Source organism: Suttonella indologenes (assembly GCF_900460215.1).
GTDB lineage: Bacteria > Pseudomonadota > Gammaproteobacteria > Cardiobacteriales > Cardiobacteriaceae > Suttonella > Suttonella indologenes.
Window position 1 is genome coordinate 629,193 of record NZ_UHIA01000004.1, and the last position, 22,163, is coordinate 651,355.

The following is a 22,163-nucleotide window of genomic DNA, read 5'->3' on the forward strand; positions in this document are numbered from 1 at the left end:
AGATGAATAAGACTTTAGGCACGACTTTATTGGTATCCGGCACGATGATCGGCGCCGGCATGCTAGCAATGCCACTGACTTCGGCGGGTATCGGTTTTGCCGCCACCGCCGTTTTGCTGATTCTGATTTGGGCGATGCTGAGTTACAGCGCTTTATTGTTCGTGGAAGTGTATCAAACCGTGCCGGCAGATGCCGGCATCGGCACCTTAAGCGCCAAGTATTTCGGCCGCTTCGGCAGAATCGTATCTACCGCAGTCATGCTGATTTTTCTCTTTGCTTTATTGGCGGCTTATATGACCGGCGGCGGTAGTATTTTAGCCACCTATCTGCCGCCGATGGGCGATGCGCAGACGCATAAGATTGTTTCGGTCTTGCTGTTTACCTTGCTGCTGGGCGCGGTGGTGGTCTTGGGAACTTTGGTGATTGACGGTTTGAACCGCCTCTTGTTTTACAGCATGTTGGCGGTATTGGTTTTTGTGCTGATCGTGATGATGCCGGAAGTGTCGATGCAGAATTTATCCGCCATGCCTTTGGATAAGGCTTTTATAATTTCCGCCTGCCCCGTCTTTTTTACCTCTTTCGGTTTTCATGGCTCGATTCCCAGTTTTAACAAATATTTGAACGGCGATGTGAAGGCTTTGCGTATCGCAATTTTAGCCGGCACAAGCATCACTTTATCGGTCTATATGCTTTGGCAATTGGGAACGCACGGCGTGCTGACGCAGGCGGTCTTTGTCGAGATTTTGAAAAATGATCCCACTTTAGGCGGCATGTTGAGCGCGGTGGAAGAGATGACCGGCAGCGCGCGAATCGCCAAGATTTTGCAGATGTTTTCGGTCTTGGCTTTGGTGACTTCTTTTTTAGGCGTGGCATTGGGCTTGTTTGAAACGATTGAAGATATGTTGCAGCACGGTTTTGGCTTTAAAGCCAAGCGCCTGTTATTGGGCGTGCTGACTTTCGCCCTGCCTTTGCTGTTCGCGCTTTTTTATCCGGAAGGCTTTATTCAGGCTTTGCAGTATGCCAGCCAAATGTTCGTCTTTTACGCGGTCGTGTTGCCGGCGGCTTTGGTGTGGAAGGCGCGCCGTCAGTATCCGCATTTGCCTTACCGCCTATGGGGTGGTAATTGGCTGTTATGGCTGATTATTGTTTTGGGTTTATTGATTGTGAATGTGCCGTTTTTCATCCGCGCCGGCTATTTGCCCGAGGTGGTGGTTTAATCCGCCGCGCTTTAGAGTTTGATTAGGATATAGGTAAATAATAATACGCCGCCCATCAGCAGGGCGAAGCTGTCCCAATGCTGCGGTTGATTGCGGCTGTGTTCAAATAGGGCTTTGATGCTGCCGTGTTGTTTGACGCGACTGAACAGATAAACAATGATGATGAAAATCGAGACGAGGGCAAGTGCATCCATGGGTTTTCCTTATTCTAAGAGTTGCAAGAGGCGGCGGCGCAAGGCTTCTGCGGCGGGCGCGTCCAAGGCGTTGCCGTGACGGTCGCTGAGATAGAAGCTGTCTTCCACGCGTTCGCCGAAAGTGGCGATTTTAGCATGGCTGAGATGGATATGCTGTTCGAGCAGCACGCGGCTGATTAAGGATAGCAGTCCGTGGCGGTCGGTGCAGATAAGCTCCATTTCGCTGTGGCGCGCATGATGGCGGAAGCTGATGCGCGGTGCGGCGGTAAAATGTTTAAGCGCAGGATTATTCAGGCGCGGACTCGGCGCTTGCGGCGGCGCATCGGATTGAATGCTGTTTTTCAAGGCTTGAATCATTGCCGCGTTCAGCGGTGTTTGTCCGTTTAAGCTGTATTGCTGCAAGGTGCGCGCCTGCGCATGGTTTTGGCGGTAGAGGCGGGCTTCTACAATATCAAATCCTTCTTTTTCCAAATAATGGCTGGTATGGGCGAAAACGATATCGGGCGGCTGTTTCGCTGCGATAAATAAGCGTTGGTTGGGGCTGTCGAGGGCGATAACGGTGTTTTCTTCTTCGGAATTGAGCAATGCCCGACTTTTGGCAAGAATGATGGCGGGGCTTTCATTACTGAAAAAGGCGGCGGGCAGTGTCGTCCACAGTTGCTTTAAGTCGGCGGCTTGTTGAGGTGCCAGCGCGAGTGCGGCGGCTTGCAATTGCTGGATATGGCGGTCGTGGCTGGGGTGCTTTGTCTGCAAATGTTCGCGCGTCAGGCGGTAGAGGTTGTGCATCAGTCCGGCGCGCCAGCTGTTCCACAGTCTGCCGTTGGTGGCGGAAATGTCCGCCAAGGTGAGCAAATAGAGGTAGTCCAAATACTCAGGCCGGGGGAAGAGGGCGGCAAAATCGGCGATGATTTGCGGATTGCTCAGGTCTTTTTTCTGTGCCGTGAGCGAGAGTTGCAGATGTTGGCGGACGAGGAAAACGAGCAGTTCGCCTTCTTCGGTGCTGAGACAGGGATTGTGCGCGGCATAGTCGGCGGCAATGTCTGCGCCGATCTGGCTGTGATCGCCTTGGCGCCCTTTGCCGATGTCGTGCAAGAGGGCTGCTAGATAGAGGATGGCAGGACGTTCGAGGCTGTGCATGATGTTTTGTGCTTCGGGATATTGCGGGCAGGATTGTTTGAAAAGGTCGAGAAAATAGAATAGGCGCAGACTGTGCTGGTCAACGGTGTATTCGTGCAGGAGGTCGTATTGCATCTGCCCGACGATGTGACGAAAGGGTGGCAAATAGCGGCTGAGTAAGCCGTAGCGGTGAATGCGGCGGATTTCGCGGTAGAGATTGCCGTCTTGGCTGAGAAGTTGCAAAAAGGCGGCATGCGATTGCATGTCTTGTTCGAGCATGAAATATTGCGCATATTCTTCGCGCAGTTGCCTGCCCAGTTGCGGCGAGAGGCTGTCAATGTCGGGGCGGGCGAGCAAACGCAGGAAGATTTGCCAAACAAATGCGGGTTCGGCAGAGAGTTTTTGCGGGTTTTTCAAGGCTAAGCGCTGATTGCGCAGGATAAAATCTGCGTCCAAAGATTGAATGAGGACGGGGCTGTTCAGGGCTTCGTCGCAGAGTTTTATCGCTAGTCGGTTGAGGCGGCGGATATGCAGGGCGCTGATGTAATACAGGCGCATAAATTCCTGAACGGCAATGGCTAATTTGCCTTTGAAGCCGAATTGCGCGGCGAGCTGTTTTTGCGCTTCAAAGGACAGCACGTCTTTGGGACGCTTGATGCATAGATGCAGGCTGAAGCGGATGCGCCATAGTATGTCGCGGCTGTCCATCAGTTGCCGATATTCGGCAGGTCGGAGAAGCTCCTGCCAATTTTGTTGCCCCAAGCAATAGCGCTGTACCCAGCCAATCATATGAATATCGCGCAATCCGCCGGGATCGGTTTTAATGTTCGGCTCCAAGCGTCCTAGGGAAATTTGCCGCGCATCGCGTTGTTTCTGTTCGTTTAGTTTTGCCGCAAGAAAGTCTTTCTGTTCGGCTGTTGTCGGCGAGAGCAGATGGATATGCGCGGCAAGCTCGGCATCGCCACAGAGAAATCTTTGTTCCAGCAGGGCGGTAAGAAAACTATGGTCTGCGGCAAGGTCTTGCCGACATTGACTGAGGCTGCGCACGCTGTGGGCGATGTCGATGCCTAAATTCCATAAGAGTCGGATGAAATCTTCGGCTTGGGATTGCTGTCCTTCAGGGCAGAGGATGAGCAAATCGATGTCGGAATGAGGGAAGAGTTCCGCGCGCCCGTAGCCGCCAATGGCGATGAGGCTGATGCTGTCGCGCTGCGGATAACGGACATGCAGCCCCTGCAAGATGCGGTCGATTTGTTCGCTGCGATGCGCAATCCACGCCGCAACGGGAAAATCCGCGCAGAGCGCGGCGATTTGTTGATGACTGAGATTGTCTAAGAAAGTTTTGGCAAAGCGGCAGTAGTCTAAGGGTAAAAGCGGCGCTTCTGCCGCCGAAAAACAAGGAAAATCAATTGACGGCGCTGATGCCTGCATCACGTTCGGCTTGGCTGAGAGTAAAGATTTCGTAGCCTGTGTCGGTGACGGCAAGCATATGTTCCCATTGTGCGGACAACGAGCGATCTTTGGTCACGGCGACCCAGCCGTCGGGCAGAATGCGCAAATGTCTTGCGCCGGCATTAATCATCGGCTCGATGGTAAAAGTCATGCCGGCTTCCAAGACCACTCCCGTATCGGGTTTGCCGTAATGCAAAACTTGCGGCTCTTCATGGAAGCCGCGCCCGATGCCGTGTCCGCAAAACTCATGCACGACGGAAAAACGCTCGGCTTCGGCAAATTTTTGAATTGCATGTCCGATATCGCCCAAGCGTACCCCGGGTTTGACCATCTTAATGCCCACCCACATGGCTTCGTAAGTCTTTTGCACCAGCCGTTTGGCAAGAATGCTGGGTTCGCCGACCATATACATGCGGCTGGTATCGCCGTGAAAGCCATCGACGATGATGGTAACGTCAATATTTAAAATATCGCCGTTTTTGAGCTTTTTCTCATTAGGAATGCCGTGGCAAATCACATGATTGACCGAGATGCAGGTATGTTTGGGGTAGGGCGGTGTGCCATAGCCCAGACAAGCCGAGACGGAACCGCGCTCGGCAATATATTGCGCGCAGATGTTGTCCAAGGCTTCCGTACTGATACCGGCTTTGACATGCGCGCCGATCATATCCAATACATCGGCTGCCAAGCGGCCGGCGACGCGCATTTTGGCAATTTCGTCCGCGTTTTTAATGATGATACTCATAAAAGTCCTTTGTCTGTTAAGACCTGTTGTTCGTGTGGGCGGAGTAGCGCTTTGGATGATGATTATTAAGAGAAAAAATATCCGACTGCGCCGCTATGCTCTCTGCCCGAATGCGAGAGAATTTGGTAAAAACAAGCGGCTATGGTATAAAGCACGCCGCCGAAAGGCAAATCGAAAACACACAAACGCTGAAATCCTCTGCTTGGGTGCGCGTAAAACGCGTTGAGTAGGGCAGGCGTTTGGAGGCTTAACCCTTTAATATGGAGTATTTAATGAGTCAAGTTAGCATGCGAGAACTCTTTGAAGCAGGCGCTCACTTTGGTCACCGTACCCGTTTTTGGAATCCGAAAATGGCACCTTACATCTACGGCAAGCGTGGTGACATTCATATCATTAACTTGGAAAAAACCGTCCCGATGCTCAACGATGCCTTGAATTTCTTAGGCACGGTTGTCGCTAACGGCGGACGCGTCATGTTTGTCGGCACGAAGCGCAGCGCTTCCGAAGCCGTTGAAAAAGCAGCTAGCCGCTGCGGCATGCCTTATGTCAATTTCCGCTGGTTGGGCGGCATGATGACAAACTTCAAAACCATCCGCCAATCGATTCGCCGCTTAGAAGAAATTGAAAAAATGAGCGAAGACGGCACTTATGCCAAATTAGCGAAAAAAGAAGTCATCATCATCGAGCGCGAGCGCGAAAAATTAGCGCGTGCCTTATCAGGCATCCGCAACATGAAGCAATTGCCCGACGTATTGTTCGTTATTGACGTGGGTCATGAAGACATCGCCATTCAAGAAGCGCGCAAATTGGGCATTCCGGTTATCGGCATAGTCGATACCAACGGCAATATCGACGGCGTGGATTACATCATTCCGGGCAATGACGACTCTGTGCGCGCTATCCGTCTGTATGTCGAATCTGTCGCCGATGCGGTAGAAGCGGCAAAACGCACTGCAGTCAACCGCGGTCAAGAAGATGCGGCGGAGAAACTGGAAGAAAGCGTAAACGAAGCTGAAGAAGCGGCACAAGAAGACGCCGAATAATTATCTAAGGCGCTGTTTTTTGCAGCGCCGTCTTTTTGAAGGAGAAAGTATGTCTATTTCTGCACAATTAGTGAAAGAGCTGCGCGAGCGTACCGGCGCAGGCATGATGGAGTGCAAAAAAGCGCTCGTCGAAACCAATGGCGATATTGAAGCGGCCGTTGACCATATGCGTAAAACCGGTTTGGCGAAAGCGGATAAAAAAGCCGGCCGTATTGCTGCCGAAGGCACTTTGGTATTCTCGGCCAGTGCCGATAACAAAGAAATCACTTTGGCTGAAGTGAATTGCGAAACCGATTTCGTGGCCATGGGCGATGAATTCCAAGCCTTTGCAAAACGTGTGGCGGAAGTGGCGCGCGAGCAAGGATTGACCAATGTGGAAGCCTTGTCTGCCGCTGAATTTGCCAATGGCGTCAGCATTGATGACCGCCGCCGCGAGCTGATTGCCAAAATCGGTGAAAATATGTCGGTGCGTCGTGTAATTACCTTAAAAACCGCCGCAGGCATTTTGGGTTCTTATCTGCATGGCAAGAAAATCGGCGTTTTGGTGGAAATCGAAGGCGGCGACGCGGAATTGGCAAAAGATTTGGCGATGCAGGTTGCCGCAGGCAATCCGATTGCTTTAGATGCGCAATCTCTGCCGCAGGATTTCTTGGATCGTGAAAACGAAATTCACCGCAGCAAAGCACAAGATTCCGGCAAACCGGCGAATGTGATTGAAAAAATGGTGGAAGGCGCGATGAAAAAATTGTTCAGCGAAGTCACTTTGCTCGGACAAAAATTCATCAAAGACCAAGATATTACTATCGAAGAATTACTGAAGCGCAAAAATGCCAAAGTCATTCAATATGTCCGCTATGAACTGGGCGAAGGCATCGAAAAAGAAGAATCTGATTTCGTTGCCGAAGTCATGGCGCAGGCAAAAGGTCAATAAGACTTTTCGCTTGCCGAAACCGCCGCTTGCCGGCGGTTTTTTTATCGCTGCCAAGGCTTTTTTCCCACGGTCTATGCCGCATGGCTGAGAGTGTGTAAAATAGCGCGCCATATCCTAGAGTAGTAAAAGAAGGTTCGCATGAATGTAGAGAATAAAACGCCGAAATATCGCCGTATTTTGTTGAAAATGAGCGGCGAGGCTTTGATGGGCGAGCAGCAGTTCGGCTTGGATGCTAATGTGGTGCGCCGCATTGCCGGCGAGATTGCGGTATTAAATCGTGCAGGTGTGGAAGTCGCCATTGTCATCGGCGGCGGCAATTTGTTCCGCGGCGCGCAATTGGCGGCTTTAGGCATGGAACGCGTTGCCGGCGATCATATGGGTATGTTGGCGACGTTGATGAATGCTTTGGCGATGCAGGACGCTTTGGAACAGCTCGAAGTGCCGGTGCGCGTGATGTCGGCTCTGCGCGTGGACGAGGTTTGCGAACCGTTTATCCGCCGCCGCGCGATTCGCCATTTGGAAAAGGGCAGTGTGGTGATCTGTGCCGCAGGAACGGGCAATCCTTTCTTTACTACGGATTCGGCGGCGAGTTTGCGCGCGATTGAATTGGAAGTCGATGCCATGTTTAAGGCAACAAAAGTTGATGGCGTCTATTCCAAAGATCCGAAAAAACATGCCGATGCGGTAAAATATGATGAAATGAGCTATCAGCAGGTGCTGACAGAGAATTTGCAGGTGATGGATGCGACCTCCATCGTGATGTGTCGCGATAATGAAATGCCTTTATTGGTTTTCGATATGACGAAACCTGATGAAATTATCCGCGCGGTCTTTGACGAGGCTGTGGGAACCGTGATTCATTCTTAAGGAGAGAAAATGTTAGATCCGATTTTTAAAGACGCTGACGAGCGTATGAATAAGTCTTTGCAGTCATTGGACGTAGCTTTAAGCAAAATCCGCACAGGGCGCGCCAATGTGGGCTTGCTCGATCATATCGAAGTGGAATATTACGGGGCGATGGTGCCTTTGTCGCAGGCGGCGAATGTGAGCGTCAGCGATTACCGCACCCTGATGATTCAAATCTGGGAGCGCGATATGGTCAGCAAAATCGAAAAAGCCATTATCAATTCCGATTTGGGATTAACGCCGAATACCGCCGGGCAGAATATTCACATCAATTTGCCGCCTTTAACCGAGGAGCGCCGCAAAGAGATGGTTAAAGTCGTGAAAAAAGAAGGCGAAGATGCCAAAGTTGCGGTGCGCAATATCCGCCGCGATGCCAATAATGAGATTGCCAAACTGCTTGCGGATAAGCAGATTTCCGAAGACGATCAACGCCGCGGCGAAACCGAAGTGCAAAAGCTGACCGATAAGCACGTCGAGAAAATCGATGCGGCTTTGGTGGCAAAAGAAAAAGAACTGATGGAAATGTAATGACGGAATTATCCGCCGTTCCTGCGCATGTTGCCGTCATTATGGACGGCAACGGACGTTGGGCAAAGCAAAGAATGCAGCCACGCAGCTTCGGGCATCGCGCAGGGCGCAAGAGCGTCGATAAGATTGTTGCCGCCGCCGTGCAGGCAGGGATCGACACGCTGACCTTATTTGCTTTTAGCACCGAGAATTGGAATCGTCCGGCGGCGGAAGTCGAGCTGATTATGGACGTGATTCGGCGCAGCATCGCCGAAGAGTCGCAGCGCCTGAAAGCGCAAAATATCCGCATGCGGATTTTAGGCTCAAGAGAGCGATTGAGCGAAGAGATGTGCCGCCAATTTGACGCAGCGGAGTCATTGACGGCGGATTGTACGGGCATGCAGTTGATTTTTGCCCTGAATTACAGCGGGCAATGGGAAATTTTGCAAACCTGCCGCAATTTATTGGCGCAGGCGCAAGCCGGCGGACTATCGGAAGAATTGTCGCTGCAAGATTTTGAGGCGGCACGCCCGATAGCGGATTTGCCGCCGGTGGATTTGCTGATTCGTAGCAGCGGCGAGATGCGGATTAGCAATTTTTTACTATGGGAATTGGCATATGCGGAGTTGTATTTCACAGAAACCCTATGGCCGGATTTCGACGAACAGGAATTTCAACGCGCTTTAGCCGCTTATGCGCAACGCGATCGCCGTTTCGGCGCATTATGTACGACTTAAAGGATGATTTATGAAACAGCGTATTATCTCTGCCCTTATCGCCATACCGCTGTTTATTAGCATGCTGTTGCTCGCGCCTGTCGGGCTGTTTAAATTGTTTTGGCTGGCGACCTTGGGTCTGACGGCGTATGAGGTGGGCAAAATGTTTGATTTCGCCCTGCGTCCGAGCAATTTGTGGATGTATGTAGGCTTGAACGGTTTATTAAGCGCCGCCTTATTGTTCTTTTTTCCGCTGACTGCGGCGGCGACGGGGATTTTATATATCGGCGCCTTGTTGTGGCTGTTGGCGGTTCCCTATGTATTGAAAACCTACCGTTTTCAAGTCTTGTCCAAAGGGCGCGACCGTTATTTCGCGCTGCTATGCCTTATTTTTCATTTGGCTTTTGCGGTGGCAGTCATGCGGGTCTATCAGGCGGTAGCAGGTATCGGACTCTTAACTTTATTGGTCTTGATTTGGGCAAGCGATGCGGGGGCTTATTTTATCGGCAGACAGATTGGCAAAACGCCGTTTTCGCCGCAAATCAGCCCGAATAAAACCTGGGAAGGCTTTGTCGGCGGCTTGCTTTTAGCCGCATTATGCACGCTTTTGTGGCTGTTTTGCTTTTCCGATCACCCTTTATTACAGAGTTTTTCGGCAAAAATACTCTTCTTTGTTTCGAGCCTTGCGGCATTGGTCTATGCCGCTTTGGGCGATTTGTATGAAAGTTTATTAAAACGTCGCGCCGGAGTAAAAGATAGCGGGCGCATCATGCCGGGACATGGCGGCGTTTACGACCGCATCGATAGTTGGCTGCCCGCCATCGTCATATGGGCGCTGACTTTCGAATGGCTGCGTATGATTTAACTCATTGGGATAAATAATGATTTGGGGAATTTTAGGATTTTTGATTACCATCGGCGTATTGGTCACGATTCACGAATGGGGACATTTTGCGGTAGCGCGCTTTTTCGGCGTTAAAATTCTGCGTTTTTCTTTGGGTTTTGGCAAACCGATTTTAAGTTGGACGGGTAAAAAAGACGGCACGCAATATACGCTAGCGCCGATTCCTCTAGGCGGATTCGTGCAAATGTACGGCGAAAAAGATGGCGAAGAGATTCCCGCAGAAGATAAGGCGCGGACCTTTTTCGGCCGTCCGGCATGGCAGCGGTTTTTGATTGCCTTTGCCGGTCCGGCGGTTAATCTGTTGTTTGCCATTTTGGCTTTTGCGCTCTTGTTTATGCTGGGTGTGAAAGGAATTTCGCCGACGGTATTGCACGTTGCGCCGCAGAGTTTGGCAGCTAATGCCGGCTTGGCAGTAGGCGATGTGATTACGAAAATTGACGGGCGGACGGTTAAATTGGCCACCGACGCCCATGTGGCATTGGCGACCGCCGATCGCGGCGTGATAGAGGTGCAATATCAGCGCGACGGACAGCAAGGAGCGGTGCAATTGGATTTATCGGCGCTGAAAGCGGGCGATGAGCTGAATATGGCACCCGTTTTGGGCATGTATTTGGCTGATGAATGGTGGCCGGCGAAAGTGGGTGCGGTGCTGACGGAAAAAGATCGCGCTGCTTACCGTCTGCATGAAGGCAGTACTTTTGCCGCCGCACAAATGGGTTTGCAGGCCGGCGATCAGATTTTGGCGATTAACGGCGAAGCCTTGCAGGAACATGACGGCGCTTTCCGCATCTCGGATAAACTGTTTGCGATGAAACCGCAGGATACGGTTACCCTGCATATTCTGCGCGACGGGCAGGAATTCAGCATAAGCGGACAGTTGGGGCGGCAAATCGTCGAGGACAAAACTTATCCTTTCTTAGGCGTGGCATGGATGCGGATGCCTAACCGCGATTTCTTCGCCCGATATGAAATTGTGGAGCGCTATTCTCCCCTGACGTCATTGGGCAAAGGCGTGGAAAAAACAGTTGGCTATGTACGCATGACTTTTGCCATGTTCGGACGCCTGATTCAGCGTCAAATCTCTTTTGACAATATGGGCGGCCCGATTACTATCGGCGATGCGGCGGGTAAAACCTTAAAAATCGGTTGGGAAGAATTTTTGAATTTCCTCGGCATTGTGAGCCTGTCTTTGGCGGCAATCAATTTATTGCCGATTCCGATGTTAGACGGCGGGCATATGGTCTTTACTGCACTGGAAACCATTCGCGGTAAAGGTTTGTCGGAAAAAACCATGACTTGGTGCTATCGGATCGGTACAAGCCTTGTGTTGAGTTTTATGGCCTTGGTCTTACTCAACGACCTGTGGCGCTATGTTATCCGCTAATCAGCGGTGATATTCCGCATAAATCATCAGCACTCCCAGACGGCAATGTTCTTCTATATCGGTTAATTGGCGAGCATTGTCTTCATTATCTTCCAAGGTGGTATCTAATTCGGCAATTTCGCGCAGTTCCGCAATGAATTGTCCGATGCTTTCGTCTTTGATTTCTAATTTGCCCTGTTCCTGCATGAATTGATAAGCCAGCAAAAATCCCTGGCACCAATTCACGAGGCTTTCGGCGCGCAAGAACAGCGGCTCTTCGTCGCTGAGCAAGAGTTGATAAGTCAGGGAATTGTCTTGCAAACTGCTGTCGCAATGTGCCAGCAATTCCTCGCTTAACTGCTGCGCATCGGCTTCTGCCAGCAGGTTGGGAGCGAGGGCGGCTTGATTGAAGGCGGAAAATGCACTGAGTATGCCGTGCAGTTCTGCGCCGTCAAACCACCAGCCTTCTTGAGCGATTAAAGCGGCGAGAGCAGCATAATTTAGTGTGGGCATTATGTGTCCTTATGTGAAAAAAATGGTAGTATAAGCGAAGTTTCGGCTGCGGTAGCGGTTTAAATCAAATTATGGTGATTAATCATATGATTTTAAATATAAAAAGTCTGACGTCGGGCTTTTGGGATTTAAAAAGCATGAGCAGCGGAGTGTTAAAGACGAAAAACAGGATTAAATGCGATGTCAGTTGAACGATTGCCAATTGATGAATTAAAAAGAATTGAAAAACAAGCCAGCAATGTATTAAAGCGATGGCGAAAATTGCAAAAAGATTTTGCCGATTTGCAAAATCAACATGCCAAATTGCAAGAGGAATTCCGCTTAACCGTGGATAAGAATGCAGAAGTGCTTGCCGCACAGGGCGATTCGCATCGCGAATCTTTAAATGTGTTGGAGCAGCAATGGAATACGCGCTATGAACGAGATGTCGCCGCGCTGAATCAGCAGTTGCAGGAATTGCAACAAAAACATGATATTACTTTTCAGCAACAGCAGGCGGAAAATCAATTGCGCTTTGATGCGCTGCATCAGGAATTAAAACAAGAAAGAAATGTCAAAGCCGCTTTGATTGCGCGCGTAAGAGGGGTGGATCATGAGTAAGCAGAAAATAAAAGTCAATTTGCAAGTCTTGGAAAGCGAATATCAATTGATGTGTGAAGCACATGAGCGCAATGCCTTGATTGAAGCGGCGGATAATTTGAATATGCAATTAACGGAAATGCGCCGCAATAATCCGCGCGTGCCCATCGATCGTTTGGTGATGATGGGGGCGATTCAAATGGCTTTTGATTTGCAGCAGGAAAGAGAAACTCTGACTAAGGAAGTCCGTATTGTTAACGAGTCGGCAAAGCGCTTGGCAGATGCGCTTGATGCGGCGCTTGCAGAGGCTAATACGCAGGAATCCTGAGCGTCATTGCTGGTAAAATACAAGGCTCTTGGCGTTGATGCTGCTAAGAGCCTTAAATTATGCGTCGGATACGGCTGTGTTTTACAAGCCCTGCGCTTTAAGCCATTGCGCCATATCGCTAATTTGCGGCGCTATGATTTCATGGCCCATGTCATAGCTTTTCCACACCGGCGCATAAGCTTTAGATTTTAAGGTTTCATGAGCCTTTTCTCCCAATTGGTAATTCACTATGGGGTCATGATGTCCGTGCATTTGCAGAATTGCCGGTGCGGCATCGCCGGCGACAGGTAATTCTTGCGCTTGGACAAGGTATGTAGAGAGGGCTAAAATGCCGCCGCAGAGAACCCGCGTGCCAAGATGCAGGGCAATCACGCCGCCTTGTGAAAAGCCTGCGAAATAAATTTGTCGAGCAGGAATGCCGGCGTCAATTTGGCTTTGATAAATTGCACGGATTTGAGCGGCGCTTTGCTCGATGCCTGCGGTATCTGCATCGCGCAAAGTAAAATCGACGATATCGTACCAACCGGGCATATACATACCGTTATTGACGGTAATCGCGCGCGAGGGGGCTTGCGGGAAAATGATTTTCGTACTGTTTTGTAAGGACAAATAAGGCAGAATGGGTAGAAAATCATCGGCTGTCGCACCCAGTCCGTGTAGCCAAATGATGCAGTGCGTCGCGTTTTTATCTGCGCCGCGTATGATTTGTGTGAGTGCTTGTGTCATAATTTTCCTTTTTTAGCGAGAGAGTTAATGAAAGTAAGTATTGTAGTGTTGGCGCTGCTTCTCAGCGCCTGTGGTCAGAAAGGTCCATTATACTTAGCCGAGCCTGAAACGCTAAGCGCCAATCCGCCTGCGCAAGAAGCACAGGAGAATATTAATGAGTAAGGCCGCTTATTGGGCATGGCTGGACGGCGCAAAGGTGCAGGGCATCGCTTTACATGATTTGGTCGAACAATACGGTTCGCCGCTCTATGTGTATGACGGCAATGAGATTCGTGCCCGTTTGCTTGCTTATCAGCAAGCGGCGCTTCAAGCGAAAATCCATTATGCGGTTAAGGCCAATAGCAATTTGAGTTTGTTGGCCAAAATGGCGCAATGGGGCGCCGGTTTCGATATTGTGTCATTGGGCGAATTGCGGCGGGTACAAATGGCAGGCGGTAAGGCGGCGGATATTGTTTTTTCCGGTGTGGGAAAAACGCAAGAAGAGTTGCGCTATGCTTTAGCCGCGGAAATCGGCTGTTTTAATGTGGAATCCGAAGCGGAATTATGGCAATTGGCAGATGTGGCTAAGCAGATGGAGAAAAGAGCGAAAATCGCTTTGCGCGTCAATCCGAATGTCGATGCCAAAACGCATCCTTATATTTCAACAGGCATGAAAGATAATAAATTCGGCATTGCCATCGAAAATGCCGAGCGGCTTTATCAAGCGGCGGCGCAATGCAGCGATTTGGAAATTATCGGTCTGGGCTGTCATATCGGTTCGCAGATTACGCAATTATCGCCTTTTCGGGAAGCTGTAGAAAGCATTAAATCATTAGCAGAGCGTTTGCGCGCGCAGGGGATCGCCATTTCTCATATTGATATGGGTGGCGGTTTGGGCATTCAAATGCAGACCGGGCAAGAAGTGCCTGCGCCGCAGGATTTGCTTGCCTTATATAGCGAGGTTTTGGCAAACAGCGACTATGCCCTGCATTTGCAGCCGGGGCGCTCATTGGTCGGCAATCAGGGAATATTGCTCAGTCGGGTGCTGAGCGTCAAGCAGCAATCAGAAAAGCAATTTGTCATTATCGATGCCGCCATGAACGATTACATGCGTCCTGCTCTATATCAAGCACAGCCGCCTGTGCGCAATCTTGATCGCATGGAAGGCGAACAGGAGAGCGATATTGTCGGACCTGTTTGCGAAACAGGCGATACGCTGCGAAAAGCCGTGTCTATCGCCGCCCAAGCGGGCGATTTAATCGCCATTGCCGGGGTAGGCGCTTATGGTATGTCGATGGCTAGCCGTTACAACAGCCGTTTGCAGGCAGCGGAAGTATGGATTGAAGACGGCACCGCCGACTTAATTCGTCGCCGTGATTCTTATGAACAGCTATGGGAAAATGAAATTGGTACGAGCTTTATCGAATAGGGTCTGTTGACAATCATCTTAAGGTCATAATGGTTGCAGCGAGGTAAATGTTTGCCGCAAAGGAGCTGTCTGTTTTCTCCGAAGGCATGGCTATCTTCTTAAACTCCTTTAAATCACAGAAAACATTTTCTAGCAAATGACGCCATTTGCACATATGCCGGTCATAAGCACGTTGCAGTTTTCGCTTGCTCGTCGGCGCAATCACCGCTTGGCAAGCTCCTTCGTTCAGTTCCTCTAACAAGCCAATCTGCATCAAAGGCTTTGTCTATAGTCGAAGAATTGAAAAAGTATTACGGCGTTGGCTCGCCTTGCCGTACTATCTGTACTGTCTGCGGCTTGCCGCCTTGTACTACTTTTCCACTTCTCCGACTATACCAGTAAAGCATTAAACTCTTTGTTTTTAATTAGCGCTTCGACACCGACAATGTCGTGACGTTGTCCAGGTAATAGGGTGAATGAAACCAAATTGCCCAATGCGTCGACCAAGGCCAAGATTTTGGTACTCATACCACCTTTGGATTTACCAATAGCCTGATTTGAAGTCCCCCTTTTGCACCTTGTCCGTGGCGGTGGACTTTAACAATGGCGCCGTCAATTATAGCGTATTCCATATCAGGATCTCCTCGCAGTGCTTCAAAGATTACGGCAAAGCGCTCAGCCTTGACCCATCTGCGATAGCGTTGGAACACGCTGTTCCACTTACCAAATTCTTCAGGCAAATCACGCCAGGGACTGCCTGTACGAATAATCCACAATACTGCTTCGATAAACAATCGGTTGTCTTTTGCGCTTCTTCCGGCATCTGTGACTTTATCGGCGCAAAGCGACTCTATCTTGGCCCATTGGGTATCACTTAGCATTAATCTGTTCATATCAATAGCATGCCATTAATTCAACGTATGTCAACAGCCCCTAGTCTGTCGTAAATGCGCTTTTTACTTGCCACAACAGAGCAGTCTGCTTATAATTTCGCGCATCATGCCTGCATGGTAGGATTTTTTTCTAAGGAGAGAATATGAAAGGACATCGCCCCCAAACAATTCGGGCACTTATTGGCTTAGCATTAGGAGTGGGAGTAACGCATTTTACTTATGCTGCCTCTTTAGGTCCTATTCAAGTGAATTCATACATGGGCCAACCCCTAAATGCAGCCATTCGCGTTAACGGTCTCACGCCTGCCCAAGCGCAAGGCGCCAGTGTGACTCTAGCCGATGGTGCGGAATACAGCAAACGCGGCGTCGTCAAAACTCCTGAGCAATCTTCTTTGGCATTCCGCTTGGTTCCTAGCGGCAATGCCTATACGATTGCCGTATCGAGCGCCGCACGCATGAACGATCCTTTCGTAAACTTTGTTCTGACATTTAGAAGTGGCGCAGAAGTCCATACCCGCGAATATTCTGTATTTTTAGATCCAGATCCGGCGGCAAAAGCAGGTATTGCACCGGCAGTGATGAATGTACCGCCCGCACAAGCGGTAGCCCAACCGATGGCGGCGCCCAATCCTACTATTCAAGCAGCATCGCCGCATAGCTCTGGCTGGGGAGACGTTCCTCCGGGCGCGCAGCGTGTTGCCCTACACGGACAGACGATTGCTAATGAGCCTATCGCTTCCGCTCAACCTGCCTCAGCGTCTAAAGCTAGAGCAGCTGCCACGCAGCAAGCGCATGCAAATAGCGCGCGCATCAGCGGCAATCGTTACGGACCGGTAGGACGCGGAGAAACTTTATATTCGATTGCTAATGCAACGCGTCCTAGCAACGTATCCGTGCAAACAATGATGCGCGCGATTTTTAATACCAATCGCCGCGCATTTGCAAACAACAGCATGGATAGCCTGATGGCAGGACAAACCTTAGTTATCCCAAGCAATCCCAGTGCTTCTAGCAGCAGCCGACGCAGCAGCGCCAATGCTGATAGCGAAGAAACCCGGCCCGCAGATCAGAGAAGCCGCCAAGCCGAGGCAAAAACAGGCGCACAAATTGCAGATGTGATTACTTCAGCCGCTAATGAAGAAGATGTGCGTCCTGTTGAGATGAGCGCTGAGGAAATTGCAGCTGCCGAAGCCGAGGCGGCAAAATTAGCAGCCGAGCAATCTCCAAATGCCGAAACAGCTGAGACGGCAGAAATAATCATCACAGAAAGTTCGCAGACAACAGAAGCAGAAAACGATTTGGCAGCGGAGCAAGCGCCTTCAGCAGATGCTAATACGATAATGGCTTTGGATGATGTCAATAGCATCGATGCTACTAATGAAAACCTTATCGTAACGAGTACAGAAGAATTGATTCAAGAGGCGCAAAACGAGCCTGTTGAAGCCGCTGAAAATACTGCCGAGCAAGAACTCAATTCGCAAATGCCAAATATGCTAGAGCCTGCTGTGCCGCCTGCTCAAGTAGAAGAAGCGGTCGTAAGTGAAATGCCGGCACAGGAAGCCGAGCCCGTCGCAACAGCGACAGCTGAACCGCAAACTGCAGCGGCAGAACCGCAAAAGCCGGCAAATACCCTGCCGCTACCGCCTCCTGCTGCTCCTATACAAGAAGATGAAGGCTTTTTATTCGGTCTGCCATTATGGGCGATTGCCTCGATTGGGGGATTATTGATCGCGCTATTGGCTTTGGCAGGATTGGCGGCAGCGAAAAAACGCAGAGCCGCTGCCGGTACTGATATGAGCGAAGAAGAAATTCAGGCTTTAGCCGACAGTATGGACGAAGCGGAAGAACAGCGTCTTGCGGCATTGATTGAGGAAGATGAATTGGAAAATGATTCTTCCCTGTCGCTAAATAAAGTCGAACAGTCAGATTATGACAATACATTCTTTGCAAATGACGAGTCCTCCGATACTGCGCCAGATCTTGAGCCGCTCAGCTTAGACAAATCTTCTCAAGACAATAATGATGAAGCGCAGCTTGATGCTTTAGACGATTTCTTTGCCGATGCCGATGCGCAAGTGCAAAATCACAGTCAGCATGAAATAAGCGCCACTCAGATTGACAGCCAATCATTTGAAGGTTTGGATGACTTCTTTGCCGATGTTGATCAAGATCCGCAGCCAAGCCAAACGCATCAAAAAGAATCTGTCCATGTTTCAACAGATGTCTTTGATGATGTGGAAGACTTTTTCATCGACACCGACTCCGATGCGGATGCAAAAGCCGGTCAAAGCAGTCCATTGACAACAGCAGATGACGAAGTTTTTGATGATTTGGATCTTTTCTTACCAGATGACACATTAAGCGAAGATACCCATGAAGCTCCTGCTCTTATGGAAGATGATTTTGCTGCTATTGATACAGAATCGCTCGACTTCTTTGCCGATTCTTCTATAGATGAAGAGAAAGCGGTTGAAGAGGAAGCGCCGGCGGTAGAAGAAGACTCTGCAGTATTGGATGCTTTGTCCTTTATGGACGAAGATAGCGGTCTGCTTATTGATGAGCAGCCAAGGCTTGAAACAGAAGATGCTTCTGAAGATATAGCCGCTTTTGAAGTGCCTGATTTTGATGCGCCTGAAGAAGAGGCGCCTGTAGAAAAAGCAAGCGTTTCTGAGGCTGATATTGAAGCAATGAGCATTAATTTGGATTTGGCAGCTGCCTATATCAATAGCGGCATCAAACCTGAGAAAGTGGCAAAAGTTCGCGCCTGGCTAGAAGAAGTGTTGGAAAGAGGCAATGATGAACAAGGAAAAATTGCACAAGAACTCATGGCTAAATTGCCCTCATAATGTCTTATCATCGCTATGCGGTACTTGTCGAATATGACGGCAGTGCCTATTCAGGCTGGCAACGCCAGCCTTTTTTATCGACGACGATTCAAGAGCAAGTAGAGCTTGCTTTGGGGCAAATTGCCAACGAATCGATAGAAATCGTATGCGCAGGCAGAACCGACGCCGGCGTACATGCCTTAGGGCAAATCATTCATTTCGACACCCATGCCCGGCGTTCGGACTATGCTTGGCTTGCAGGAGCAAACCGTTATTTGCCGTCCGATATACGTTTGCAGCAGATTGTGGCGGTGCGCGAAGATTTTCATGCAAGATACGATGCTTATCGGCGCCATTACCGCTATATCGTATTAAACAGTCCTTATGCTTCCGCTTTATGGCGTATGCGTGCTTATTGGCATTGCTATCCATTAGACGCAGCACTGATGCAAGCTGCCGGCCAGCAATTATTAGGCGAGCATGATTTCAGCGCTTTTCGAGCGGCGGAATGCCAATCGACCAGTCCTAATCGTTTTTTGCATCGTTTGGATGTTAGGCAGTGTGGCAATTATTTACTAATTGATATTGTGGGCAATGCTTTTTTGCATCATATGGTGCGTAATATTGTAGGCTCTTTGCTGATGGTGGGCGATGGTCGACGCTCAAAACAATGGTTGGCCGATGTACTTGCCGGCAAAGACCGTCGCCAAGCAGGCCCGACGGCGCCTGCCTATGGTCTGTATTTTTATCGCGTGGACTATCCGGCAGAAGATCGTATTCCGCAGCCTGCTCCGCTTTTATTTCCCTGTTGATTGTACGACTTCTGCGGCTCAAAAGAATATTGTGCGAAGCTGCAGAAATTAAGTTTCCTAAGGTTCGGGAGTATATTTCATTTCTTCTGCCTGCAGATTTTCTGCCGCTTCCAGCCATGCCGCTTCTGCTTGCGCAAGAGCTTGTTGGAGATTAGTTTGTTCGGCAAGTATTTGCTTTAGTTTGTCTTTATTTTCTTCAAGATAGATGTCGGCATCCGCCAGCCGATTTTCAATCGTTTGTTTTTGCGTCTCTAATGCGGTGACTTTGGCTTCCGCTTTTTCCAAGATTTGTTTGAAAGGGCGCAATAGGCGGCGGATTTCCGCTTCATTGCGTTTTTGGCTTTGGCGGCTAAGTGGTGCTGGGCTGCCTTTATCGGGTTTTGTCGCTTCCAGCTGCGCTTGCAGGGATTGTTGGAGATGGCGGCGGTAGTCGTCCAAATCGCCGTCGAAGGGGCTGACTTGGGCTTGATCGATCAGGAAGAAGCGGTTGCAGGTGCTGCGCAGCATGTTGCGGTCGTGAGAGATGATGACCATTGCGCCTTCATAGGCTTGCAAGGCGAGGTTGAGGCTGTCGCGCATGGCGAGATCGAGATGGTTGGTGGGTTCGTCCAAGAGCAGCAGGTTTGGGCGCATAGCGATAATCAGTGCAAGGGCAAGGCGCGCTTTTTCGCCGCCTGAAAAGGGCGCAATCGCATCATAGGCGCGGTCGCCGCCGAAGCCGTAATTGCCTAAGAAGTTGCGATGTTCTTGTTCGCTTTGTGCAGGCAGGATTTGCTGCATATGCCAAAGGGGGCTTTGCGTGGCTTCGAGGCGGTCGAGCGAGTGTTGGGTAAAATAGCCGATTTGGCAGTATTGGTGGATTTTGCGTTCGCCGCTTTGGATAACTTCAAGTCCGGCAAGGGCTTTCATGAGGGTGGATTTGCCTGCGCCGTTGCGTCCGAGTAGTCCGATGCGGTCTTCGCGTTCAATGGCAAGGCTGAAGGCTTTAAGGATGTTAGTCTCGCCATAGCCGAGCGCGGTTTTTTCCAATTTGAGCAATTGGGCGGGAATATGTTCGGGCGTAGCGAATTCGAGCTGAAAACCTTGTTCTTGCGCCGGCGGCGGAGCGGCATCTAGTTTTTCCAACGCTTTTAAGCGGCTTTGTGCCTGTTTGGCTTTGCTGGCTTTGGCGCGGAAGCGGTCGACGAAACTTTGTAAATGGGCGCGTTGGGCGGCTTGTTTGGCATATTGGGCGTCGGCTTGGAGGCGGCGTTCGTGGCGGATACGCTCGAATTGGCTGTAGTTGCCGCGGTAGCTTTCAAGCTGTTTGCCGCTGATGTGCCAGATGTGTTGGCAGAGGCTGTCGAGAAATTCGCGGTCGTGGGCGATGATGATTTGCGTGGCGGGGTGGCTTTTCAAGAAGTCTTGCAGCCAGATGATGGCATCTAGGTCTAAGTGGTTGGTGGGTTCGTCAAGCAGTAATAAATCCGCAGGCGCGATGAGGGCTTGAGCAAGATTCAGTCGCATACGCCAGCCGCCGGAAAATTCGGCGACCGCTAATTGCTGCTGCGCAGGCAGAAAACCTAAGCCGCTGAGGAGTTCGCCGGCTTGGGCGGGCAGGGCATAGCCGTGAATGGCGGCTAATTGCTCGTGTGCGGCGGCGATGGCGAGTCCATTTGCTTCTTGTTCTGCCTGTTTGAGCGCATGTTGCGCTTGGCGATAGGGCTGATGTCCGTCAAGTACGTAATCAAGCGCGGATTGCGGCAGAGAGGGGGTTTCTTGGCGGACGCTAGCAATGCGCCAATCCGGCGGCATGATGAGTTCACCGCTATCGGCTTCGATTTCGCCGCGCAGCAGAGCAAACAGACTGGATTTGCCGCAGCCGTTATTGCCGACTAAGCCGATTCTTTGTCCGCCGTAAATAGCGGCATCGGCTTGTGAGAAGAGGATGTCGCTGCCGCGGCTTAGGCGTAATTGGTTGAGTGTAATCATAGATTTTGCTCGAGTGCGGCGATGCGTTTTGCCAGCGGCGGGTGGGTGGAAAAGAGTCCACTCATCGGTACGATGCCGAAGGCTTTGAAGTCTTTCGCCAAAGCGCCTTGTGCGCCGGCGGCTTGGGTTTGTTCTAAGCGGCGCAGGGCGGCAATCATTTTGTGTTTGCCGGCCAGTTCGGCGCCGCCGCGGTCGGCGGTAAATTCGCGGTGGCGCGAATGCCACATGACGACCATCGAGCCTAAGAATCCTAATAGCATTTGCAAGAGCATATAGGTGCCGTGAAATGCCGCGCCGGATTGGCGGCGGTTGCCGCGCGCAAGCAGGCTACTGATAAGACTGGCAAAGACGATGACAAAGGCGTTAATCGTGCCTTGAATGAGAGCAGAGGTTACCATATCGCCGTTTTTCACATGCGCCATTTCATGCCCCAGAACCGCTTCGATTTCATCGGCGTTCATGTGTTGCAGTAAGCCGGTGCTGACGGCAACCAAGGCGGCATCTTTATTATGCCCTGTGGCGAAAGCATTGGGTGCAGGCTGCTGGAAAATACCGACTTCCGGCATGCCGACCCCGCTTTTTTCCGCTTGGCGTTTGACGGTGTCGTAAAGCCAGCGTTCGCTAGGATTGGACGTGCCGGCATCAATCAGTTGCACGCGCATTTGCCGCTTTGCCAAGTTTTTCGACATGAGCAGAGAGATAAATGAACCGGCAAAGCCGTAAATGCTGGCGTATATCAGCAAATTCTGCATGTTCATGCCCGATTGATTTAGCATTTGATTGATGCCGAGTATTTGTAAGACAAGGCTGAGTACTGCCATGACGCCTAAATTGGTCGCTATCAGTAGAAAAACGGCTTTCATAGAATTCTTTCCTGCAAGATGATTGAAAGGGCGGATAATAACATAAGCGGAAAAAATTGCTTTTTCCGCTGCAGGGCATGTAACGCATCGCCTTTGAGCAAATTCGGTTTTTCTATGTTTTCGGCTTGATAAAGGGGGTTAGCTTAAGGTAAATTGACGAGCAATTTTTGCT

The 22,163-nt window shown here is 50.4% G+C and carries 22 protein-coding genes and 1 pseudogene; 14 read left to right on the top strand and 9 right to left on the bottom strand.

Translation table 11 applies throughout. The annotated features are described in order from the left end of the window. The first annotated feature begins 2 nt into the window (after positions 1-2). The gene (locus DYC63_RS07120) at positions 3-1,217 is read left to right on the top strand and encodes an aromatic amino acid transport family protein (protein WP_115218588.1); all 1,215 of its coding nucleotides are present in this window, start codon (positions 3-5) and stop codon (positions 1,215-1,217) included. 11 nt (positions 1,218-1,228) lie between these two features. On the opposite strand, the gene DYC63_RS07125 is transcribed toward DYC63_RS07120, so the two are convergent. The 3 genes from DYC63_RS07125 to map are packed head-to-tail and all read right to left on the bottom strand — an operon-like array spanning position 1,229 to position 4,724. Next, the gene (locus DYC63_RS07125; protein ID WP_115218589.1) at positions 1,229-1,411 is read right to left on the bottom strand and encodes a hypothetical protein; all 183 of its coding nucleotides are present in this window, start codon (positions 1,409-1,411) and stop codon (positions 1,229-1,231) included. 9 nt (positions 1,412-1,420) lie between these two features. Beyond that, the gene (gene glnD, locus DYC63_RS07130) at positions 1,421-3,958 is read right to left on the bottom strand and encodes a [protein-PII] uridylyltransferase (protein ID WP_115218590.1); all 2,538 of its coding nucleotides are present in this window, start codon (positions 3,956-3,958) and stop codon (positions 1,421-1,423) included. Continuing rightward, positions 3,933-4,724 carry a type I methionyl aminopeptidase gene (gene map, locus DYC63_RS07135; RefSeq protein ID WP_115218591.1) on the bottom strand — a complete coding sequence of 264 codons (792 nt, stop codon included), beginning with the start codon at positions 4,722-4,724 and terminating at the stop codon, positions 3,933-3,935. The genes glnD and map overlap by 26 nt, the downstream gene beginning before the upstream one ends. 272 nt (positions 4,725-4,996) lie before the next feature. Here map and rpsB point away from each other — a divergent pair, with 272 nt between their 5' ends. The 7 genes from rpsB (at position 4,997) to rseP (ending at position 11,115) form a co-directional block, all read left to right on the top strand. Next, the gene (gene rpsB / locus DYC63_RS07140) at positions 4,997-5,767 is read left to right on the top strand and encodes a 30S ribosomal protein S2 (RefSeq protein WP_115218592.1); all 771 of its coding nucleotides are present in this window, start codon (positions 4,997-4,999) and stop codon (positions 5,765-5,767) included. A gap of 49 nt (positions 5,768-5,816) precedes the next feature. Further along, on the top strand, positions 5,817-6,698 hold the full coding sequence (gene tsf / locus DYC63_RS07145; RefSeq protein ID WP_115218593.1) for a translation elongation factor Ts: 882 nt from the start codon (positions 5,817-5,819) through the stop codon (positions 6,696-6,698). A 138-nt stretch (positions 6,699-6,836) separates the two neighbouring features. Continuing rightward, on the top strand, positions 6,837-7,565 hold the full coding sequence (gene pyrH, locus DYC63_RS07150; RefSeq protein ID WP_115218594.1) for a UMP kinase: 729 nt from the start codon (positions 6,837-6,839) through the stop codon (positions 7,563-7,565). A 9-nt stretch (positions 7,566-7,574) separates the two neighbouring features. After that, positions 7,575-8,132, top strand: a complete 558-nt coding sequence (gene frr / locus DYC63_RS07155; protein ID WP_115218595.1) for a ribosome recycling factor — start codon at positions 7,575-7,577, stop codon at positions 8,130-8,132. Then, positions 8,132-8,848 (top strand): polyprenyl diphosphate synthase, encoded by a 717-nt coding sequence (uppS, locus tag DYC63_RS07160; RefSeq protein ID WP_115218596.1) that lies wholly within the window; start codon positions 8,132-8,134, stop codon positions 8,846-8,848. Before frr ends, uppS begins: the two co-directional genes overlap by 1 nt. A gap of 10 nt (positions 8,849-8,858) precedes the next feature. After that, the gene (locus DYC63_RS07165) at positions 8,859-9,692 is read left to right on the top strand and encodes a phosphatidate cytidylyltransferase (protein ID WP_115218597.1); all 834 of its coding nucleotides are present in this window, start codon (positions 8,859-8,861) and stop codon (positions 9,690-9,692) included. A 16-nt stretch (positions 9,693-9,708) separates the two neighbouring features. Beyond that, complete coding sequence (rseP, locus tag DYC63_RS07170; protein WP_115218598.1) at positions 9,709-11,115, top strand: RIP metalloprotease RseP; 1,407 nt, start codon at positions 9,709-9,711, stop codon at positions 11,113-11,115. On the opposite strand, the gene DYC63_RS07175 is transcribed toward rseP, so the two are convergent. Then, a complete protein-coding gene (locus tag DYC63_RS07175; protein WP_115218599.1) occupies positions 11,116-11,607 on the bottom strand; it encodes a UPF0149 family protein in 492 nt (163 codons plus the stop codon). A 180-nt stretch (positions 11,608-11,787) separates the two neighbouring features. Between DYC63_RS07175 and DYC63_RS07180 the strand changes: the two genes are divergently transcribed. Together DYC63_RS07180 and DYC63_RS07185 are read left to right on the top strand one after the other, a co-directional pair. Further along, positions 11,788-12,207 (top strand): hypothetical protein, encoded by a 420-nt coding sequence (locus DYC63_RS07180; protein ID WP_115218600.1) that lies wholly within the window; start codon positions 11,788-11,790, stop codon positions 12,205-12,207. After that, positions 12,200-12,514, top strand: coding sequence for a cell division protein ZapA (locus DYC63_RS07185; RefSeq protein ID WP_115218601.1), 315 nt, complete (start codon positions 12,200-12,202; stop codon positions 12,512-12,514). Before DYC63_RS07180 ends, DYC63_RS07185 begins: the two co-directional genes overlap by 8 nt. A gap of 81 nt (positions 12,515-12,595) precedes the next feature. On the opposite strand, the gene DYC63_RS07190 is transcribed toward DYC63_RS07185, so the two are convergent. Beyond that, the gene (locus DYC63_RS07190) at positions 12,596-13,240 is read right to left on the bottom strand and encodes an alpha/beta hydrolase (protein ID WP_115218602.1); all 645 of its coding nucleotides are present in this window, start codon (positions 13,238-13,240) and stop codon (positions 12,596-12,598) included. Between the two features lie 27 nt (positions 13,241-13,267). Between DYC63_RS07190 and lptM the strand changes: the two genes are divergently transcribed. Next, positions 13,268-13,402, top strand: a complete 135-nt coding sequence (lptM, locus tag DYC63_RS07195) for an LPS translocon maturation chaperone LptM (protein ID WP_112862624.1) — start codon at positions 13,268-13,270, stop codon at positions 13,400-13,402. Next, complete coding sequence (lysA, locus tag DYC63_RS07200) at positions 13,395-14,648, top strand: diaminopimelate decarboxylase (protein ID WP_115218603.1); 1,254 nt, start codon at positions 13,395-13,397, stop codon at positions 14,646-14,648. The genes lptM and lysA overlap by 8 nt, the downstream gene beginning before the upstream one ends. 13 nt (positions 14,649-14,661) lie before the next feature. On the opposite strand, the gene DYC63_RS07205 is transcribed toward lysA, so the two are convergent. Both DYC63_RS07205 and DYC63_RS07210 read right to left on the bottom strand, forming a co-directional pair. After that, positions 14,662-14,901, bottom strand: a complete 240-nt coding sequence (locus tag DYC63_RS07205) for a transposase (protein WP_115218604.1) — start codon at positions 14,899-14,901, stop codon at positions 14,662-14,664. Positions 14,902-15,023: 122 nt separating this feature from the next. After that, a pseudogene (locus DYC63_RS07210) lies at positions 15,024-15,520 on the bottom strand (IS5 family transposase); the annotation flags it as partial. A gap of 143 nt (positions 15,521-15,663) precedes the next feature. On the opposite strand from DYC63_RS07210, the gene DYC63_RS07215 reads away from it, so the two are divergent. Together DYC63_RS07215 and truA are read left to right on the top strand one after the other, a co-directional pair. Further along, a complete protein-coding gene (locus tag DYC63_RS07215; RefSeq protein ID WP_115218606.1) occupies positions 15,664-18,366 on the top strand; it encodes a FimV/HubP family polar landmark protein in 2,703 nt (900 codons plus the stop codon). Further along, entirely contained in the window at positions 18,366-19,157 is a 792-nt protein-coding gene (gene truA, locus DYC63_RS07220) for a tRNA pseudouridine(38-40) synthase TruA (RefSeq protein ID WP_115218607.1), read from the top strand. Before DYC63_RS07215 ends, truA begins: the two co-directional genes overlap by 1 nt. Positions 19,158-19,214: 57 nt before the next feature. Here truA and abc-f read toward each other — a convergent pair whose 3' ends face one another. Both abc-f and htpX read right to left on the bottom strand, forming a co-directional pair. Further along, positions 19,215-21,128, bottom strand: coding sequence for a ribosomal protection-like ABC-F family protein (abc-f, locus tag DYC63_RS07225; protein WP_115218608.1), 1,914 nt, complete (start codon positions 21,126-21,128; stop codon positions 19,215-19,217). Next, positions 21,125-21,991: a protease HtpX gene (gene htpX / locus DYC63_RS07230; protein ID WP_115218609.1), complete on the bottom strand. Its 867-nt coding sequence runs from the start codon at positions 21,989-21,991 to the stop codon at positions 21,125-21,127. The genes abc-f and htpX overlap by 4 nt, the downstream gene beginning before the upstream one ends. Positions 21,992-22,163: the final 172 nt, after the last annotated feature.

Coding starts and splice junctions, on each gene's coding strand:
- DYC63_RS07120 (WP_115218588.1), top strand. CDS start 3: ATGAATAAGACTTTAGGCACGACTTTATTGGTATCCGGCACGATGATC.
- DYC63_RS07125 (WP_115218589.1), bottom strand. CDS start 1,411: ATGGATGCACTTGCCCTCGTCTCGATTTTCATCATCATTGTTTATCTG.
- glnD (WP_115218590.1), bottom strand. CDS start 3,958: ATGCAGGCATCAGCGCCGTCAATTGATTTTCCTTGTTTTTCGGCGGCA.
- map (WP_115218591.1), bottom strand. CDS start 4,724: ATGAGTATCATCATTAAAAACGCGGACGAAATTGCCAAAATGCGCGTC.
- rpsB (WP_115218592.1), top strand. CDS start 4,997: ATGAGTCAAGTTAGCATGCGAGAACTCTTTGAAGCAGGCGCTCACTTT.
- tsf (WP_115218593.1), top strand. CDS start 5,817: ATGTCTATTTCTGCACAATTAGTGAAAGAGCTGCGCGAGCGTACCGGC.
- pyrH (WP_115218594.1), top strand. CDS start 6,837: ATGAATGTAGAGAATAAAACGCCGAAATATCGCCGTATTTTGTTGAAA.
- frr (WP_115218595.1), top strand. CDS start 7,575: ATGTTAGATCCGATTTTTAAAGACGCTGACGAGCGTATGAATAAGTCT.
- uppS (WP_115218596.1), top strand. CDS start 8,132: ATGACGGAATTATCCGCCGTTCCTGCGCATGTTGCCGTCATTATGGAC.
- DYC63_RS07165 (WP_115218597.1), top strand. CDS start 8,859: ATGAAACAGCGTATTATCTCTGCCCTTATCGCCATACCGCTGTTTATT.
- rseP (WP_115218598.1), top strand. CDS start 9,709: ATGATTTGGGGAATTTTAGGATTTTTGATTACCATCGGCGTATTGGTC.
- DYC63_RS07175 (WP_115218599.1), bottom strand. CDS start 11,607: ATGCCCACACTAAATTATGCTGCTCTCGCCGCTTTAATCGCTCAAGAA.
- DYC63_RS07180 (WP_115218600.1), top strand. CDS start 11,788: ATGTCAGTTGAACGATTGCCAATTGATGAATTAAAAAGAATTGAAAAA.
- DYC63_RS07185 (WP_115218601.1), top strand. CDS start 12,200: ATGAGTAAGCAGAAAATAAAAGTCAATTTGCAAGTCTTGGAAAGCGAA.
- DYC63_RS07190 (WP_115218602.1), bottom strand. CDS start 13,240: ATGACACAAGCACTCACACAAATCATACGCGGCGCAGATAAAAACGCG.
- lptM (WP_112862624.1), top strand. CDS start 13,268: ATGAAAGTAAGTATTGTAGTGTTGGCGCTGCTTCTCAGCGCCTGTGGT.
- lysA (WP_115218603.1), top strand. CDS start 13,395: ATGAGTAAGGCCGCTTATTGGGCATGGCTGGACGGCGCAAAGGTGCAG.
- DYC63_RS07205 (WP_115218604.1), bottom strand. CDS start 14,901: ATGCAGATTGGCTTGTTAGAGGAACTGAACGAAGGAGCTTGCCAAGCG.
- DYC63_RS07215 (WP_115218606.1), top strand. CDS start 15,664: ATGAAAGGACATCGCCCCCAAACAATTCGGGCACTTATTGGCTTAGCA.
- truA (WP_115218607.1), top strand. CDS start 18,366: ATGTCTTATCATCGCTATGCGGTACTTGTCGAATATGACGGCAGTGCC.
- abc-f (WP_115218608.1), bottom strand. CDS start 21,128: ATGATTACACTCAACCAATTACGCCTAAGCCGCGGCAGCGACATCCTC.
- htpX (WP_115218609.1), bottom strand. CDS start 21,991: ATGAAAGCCGTTTTTCTACTGATAGCGACCAATTTAGGCGTCATGGCA.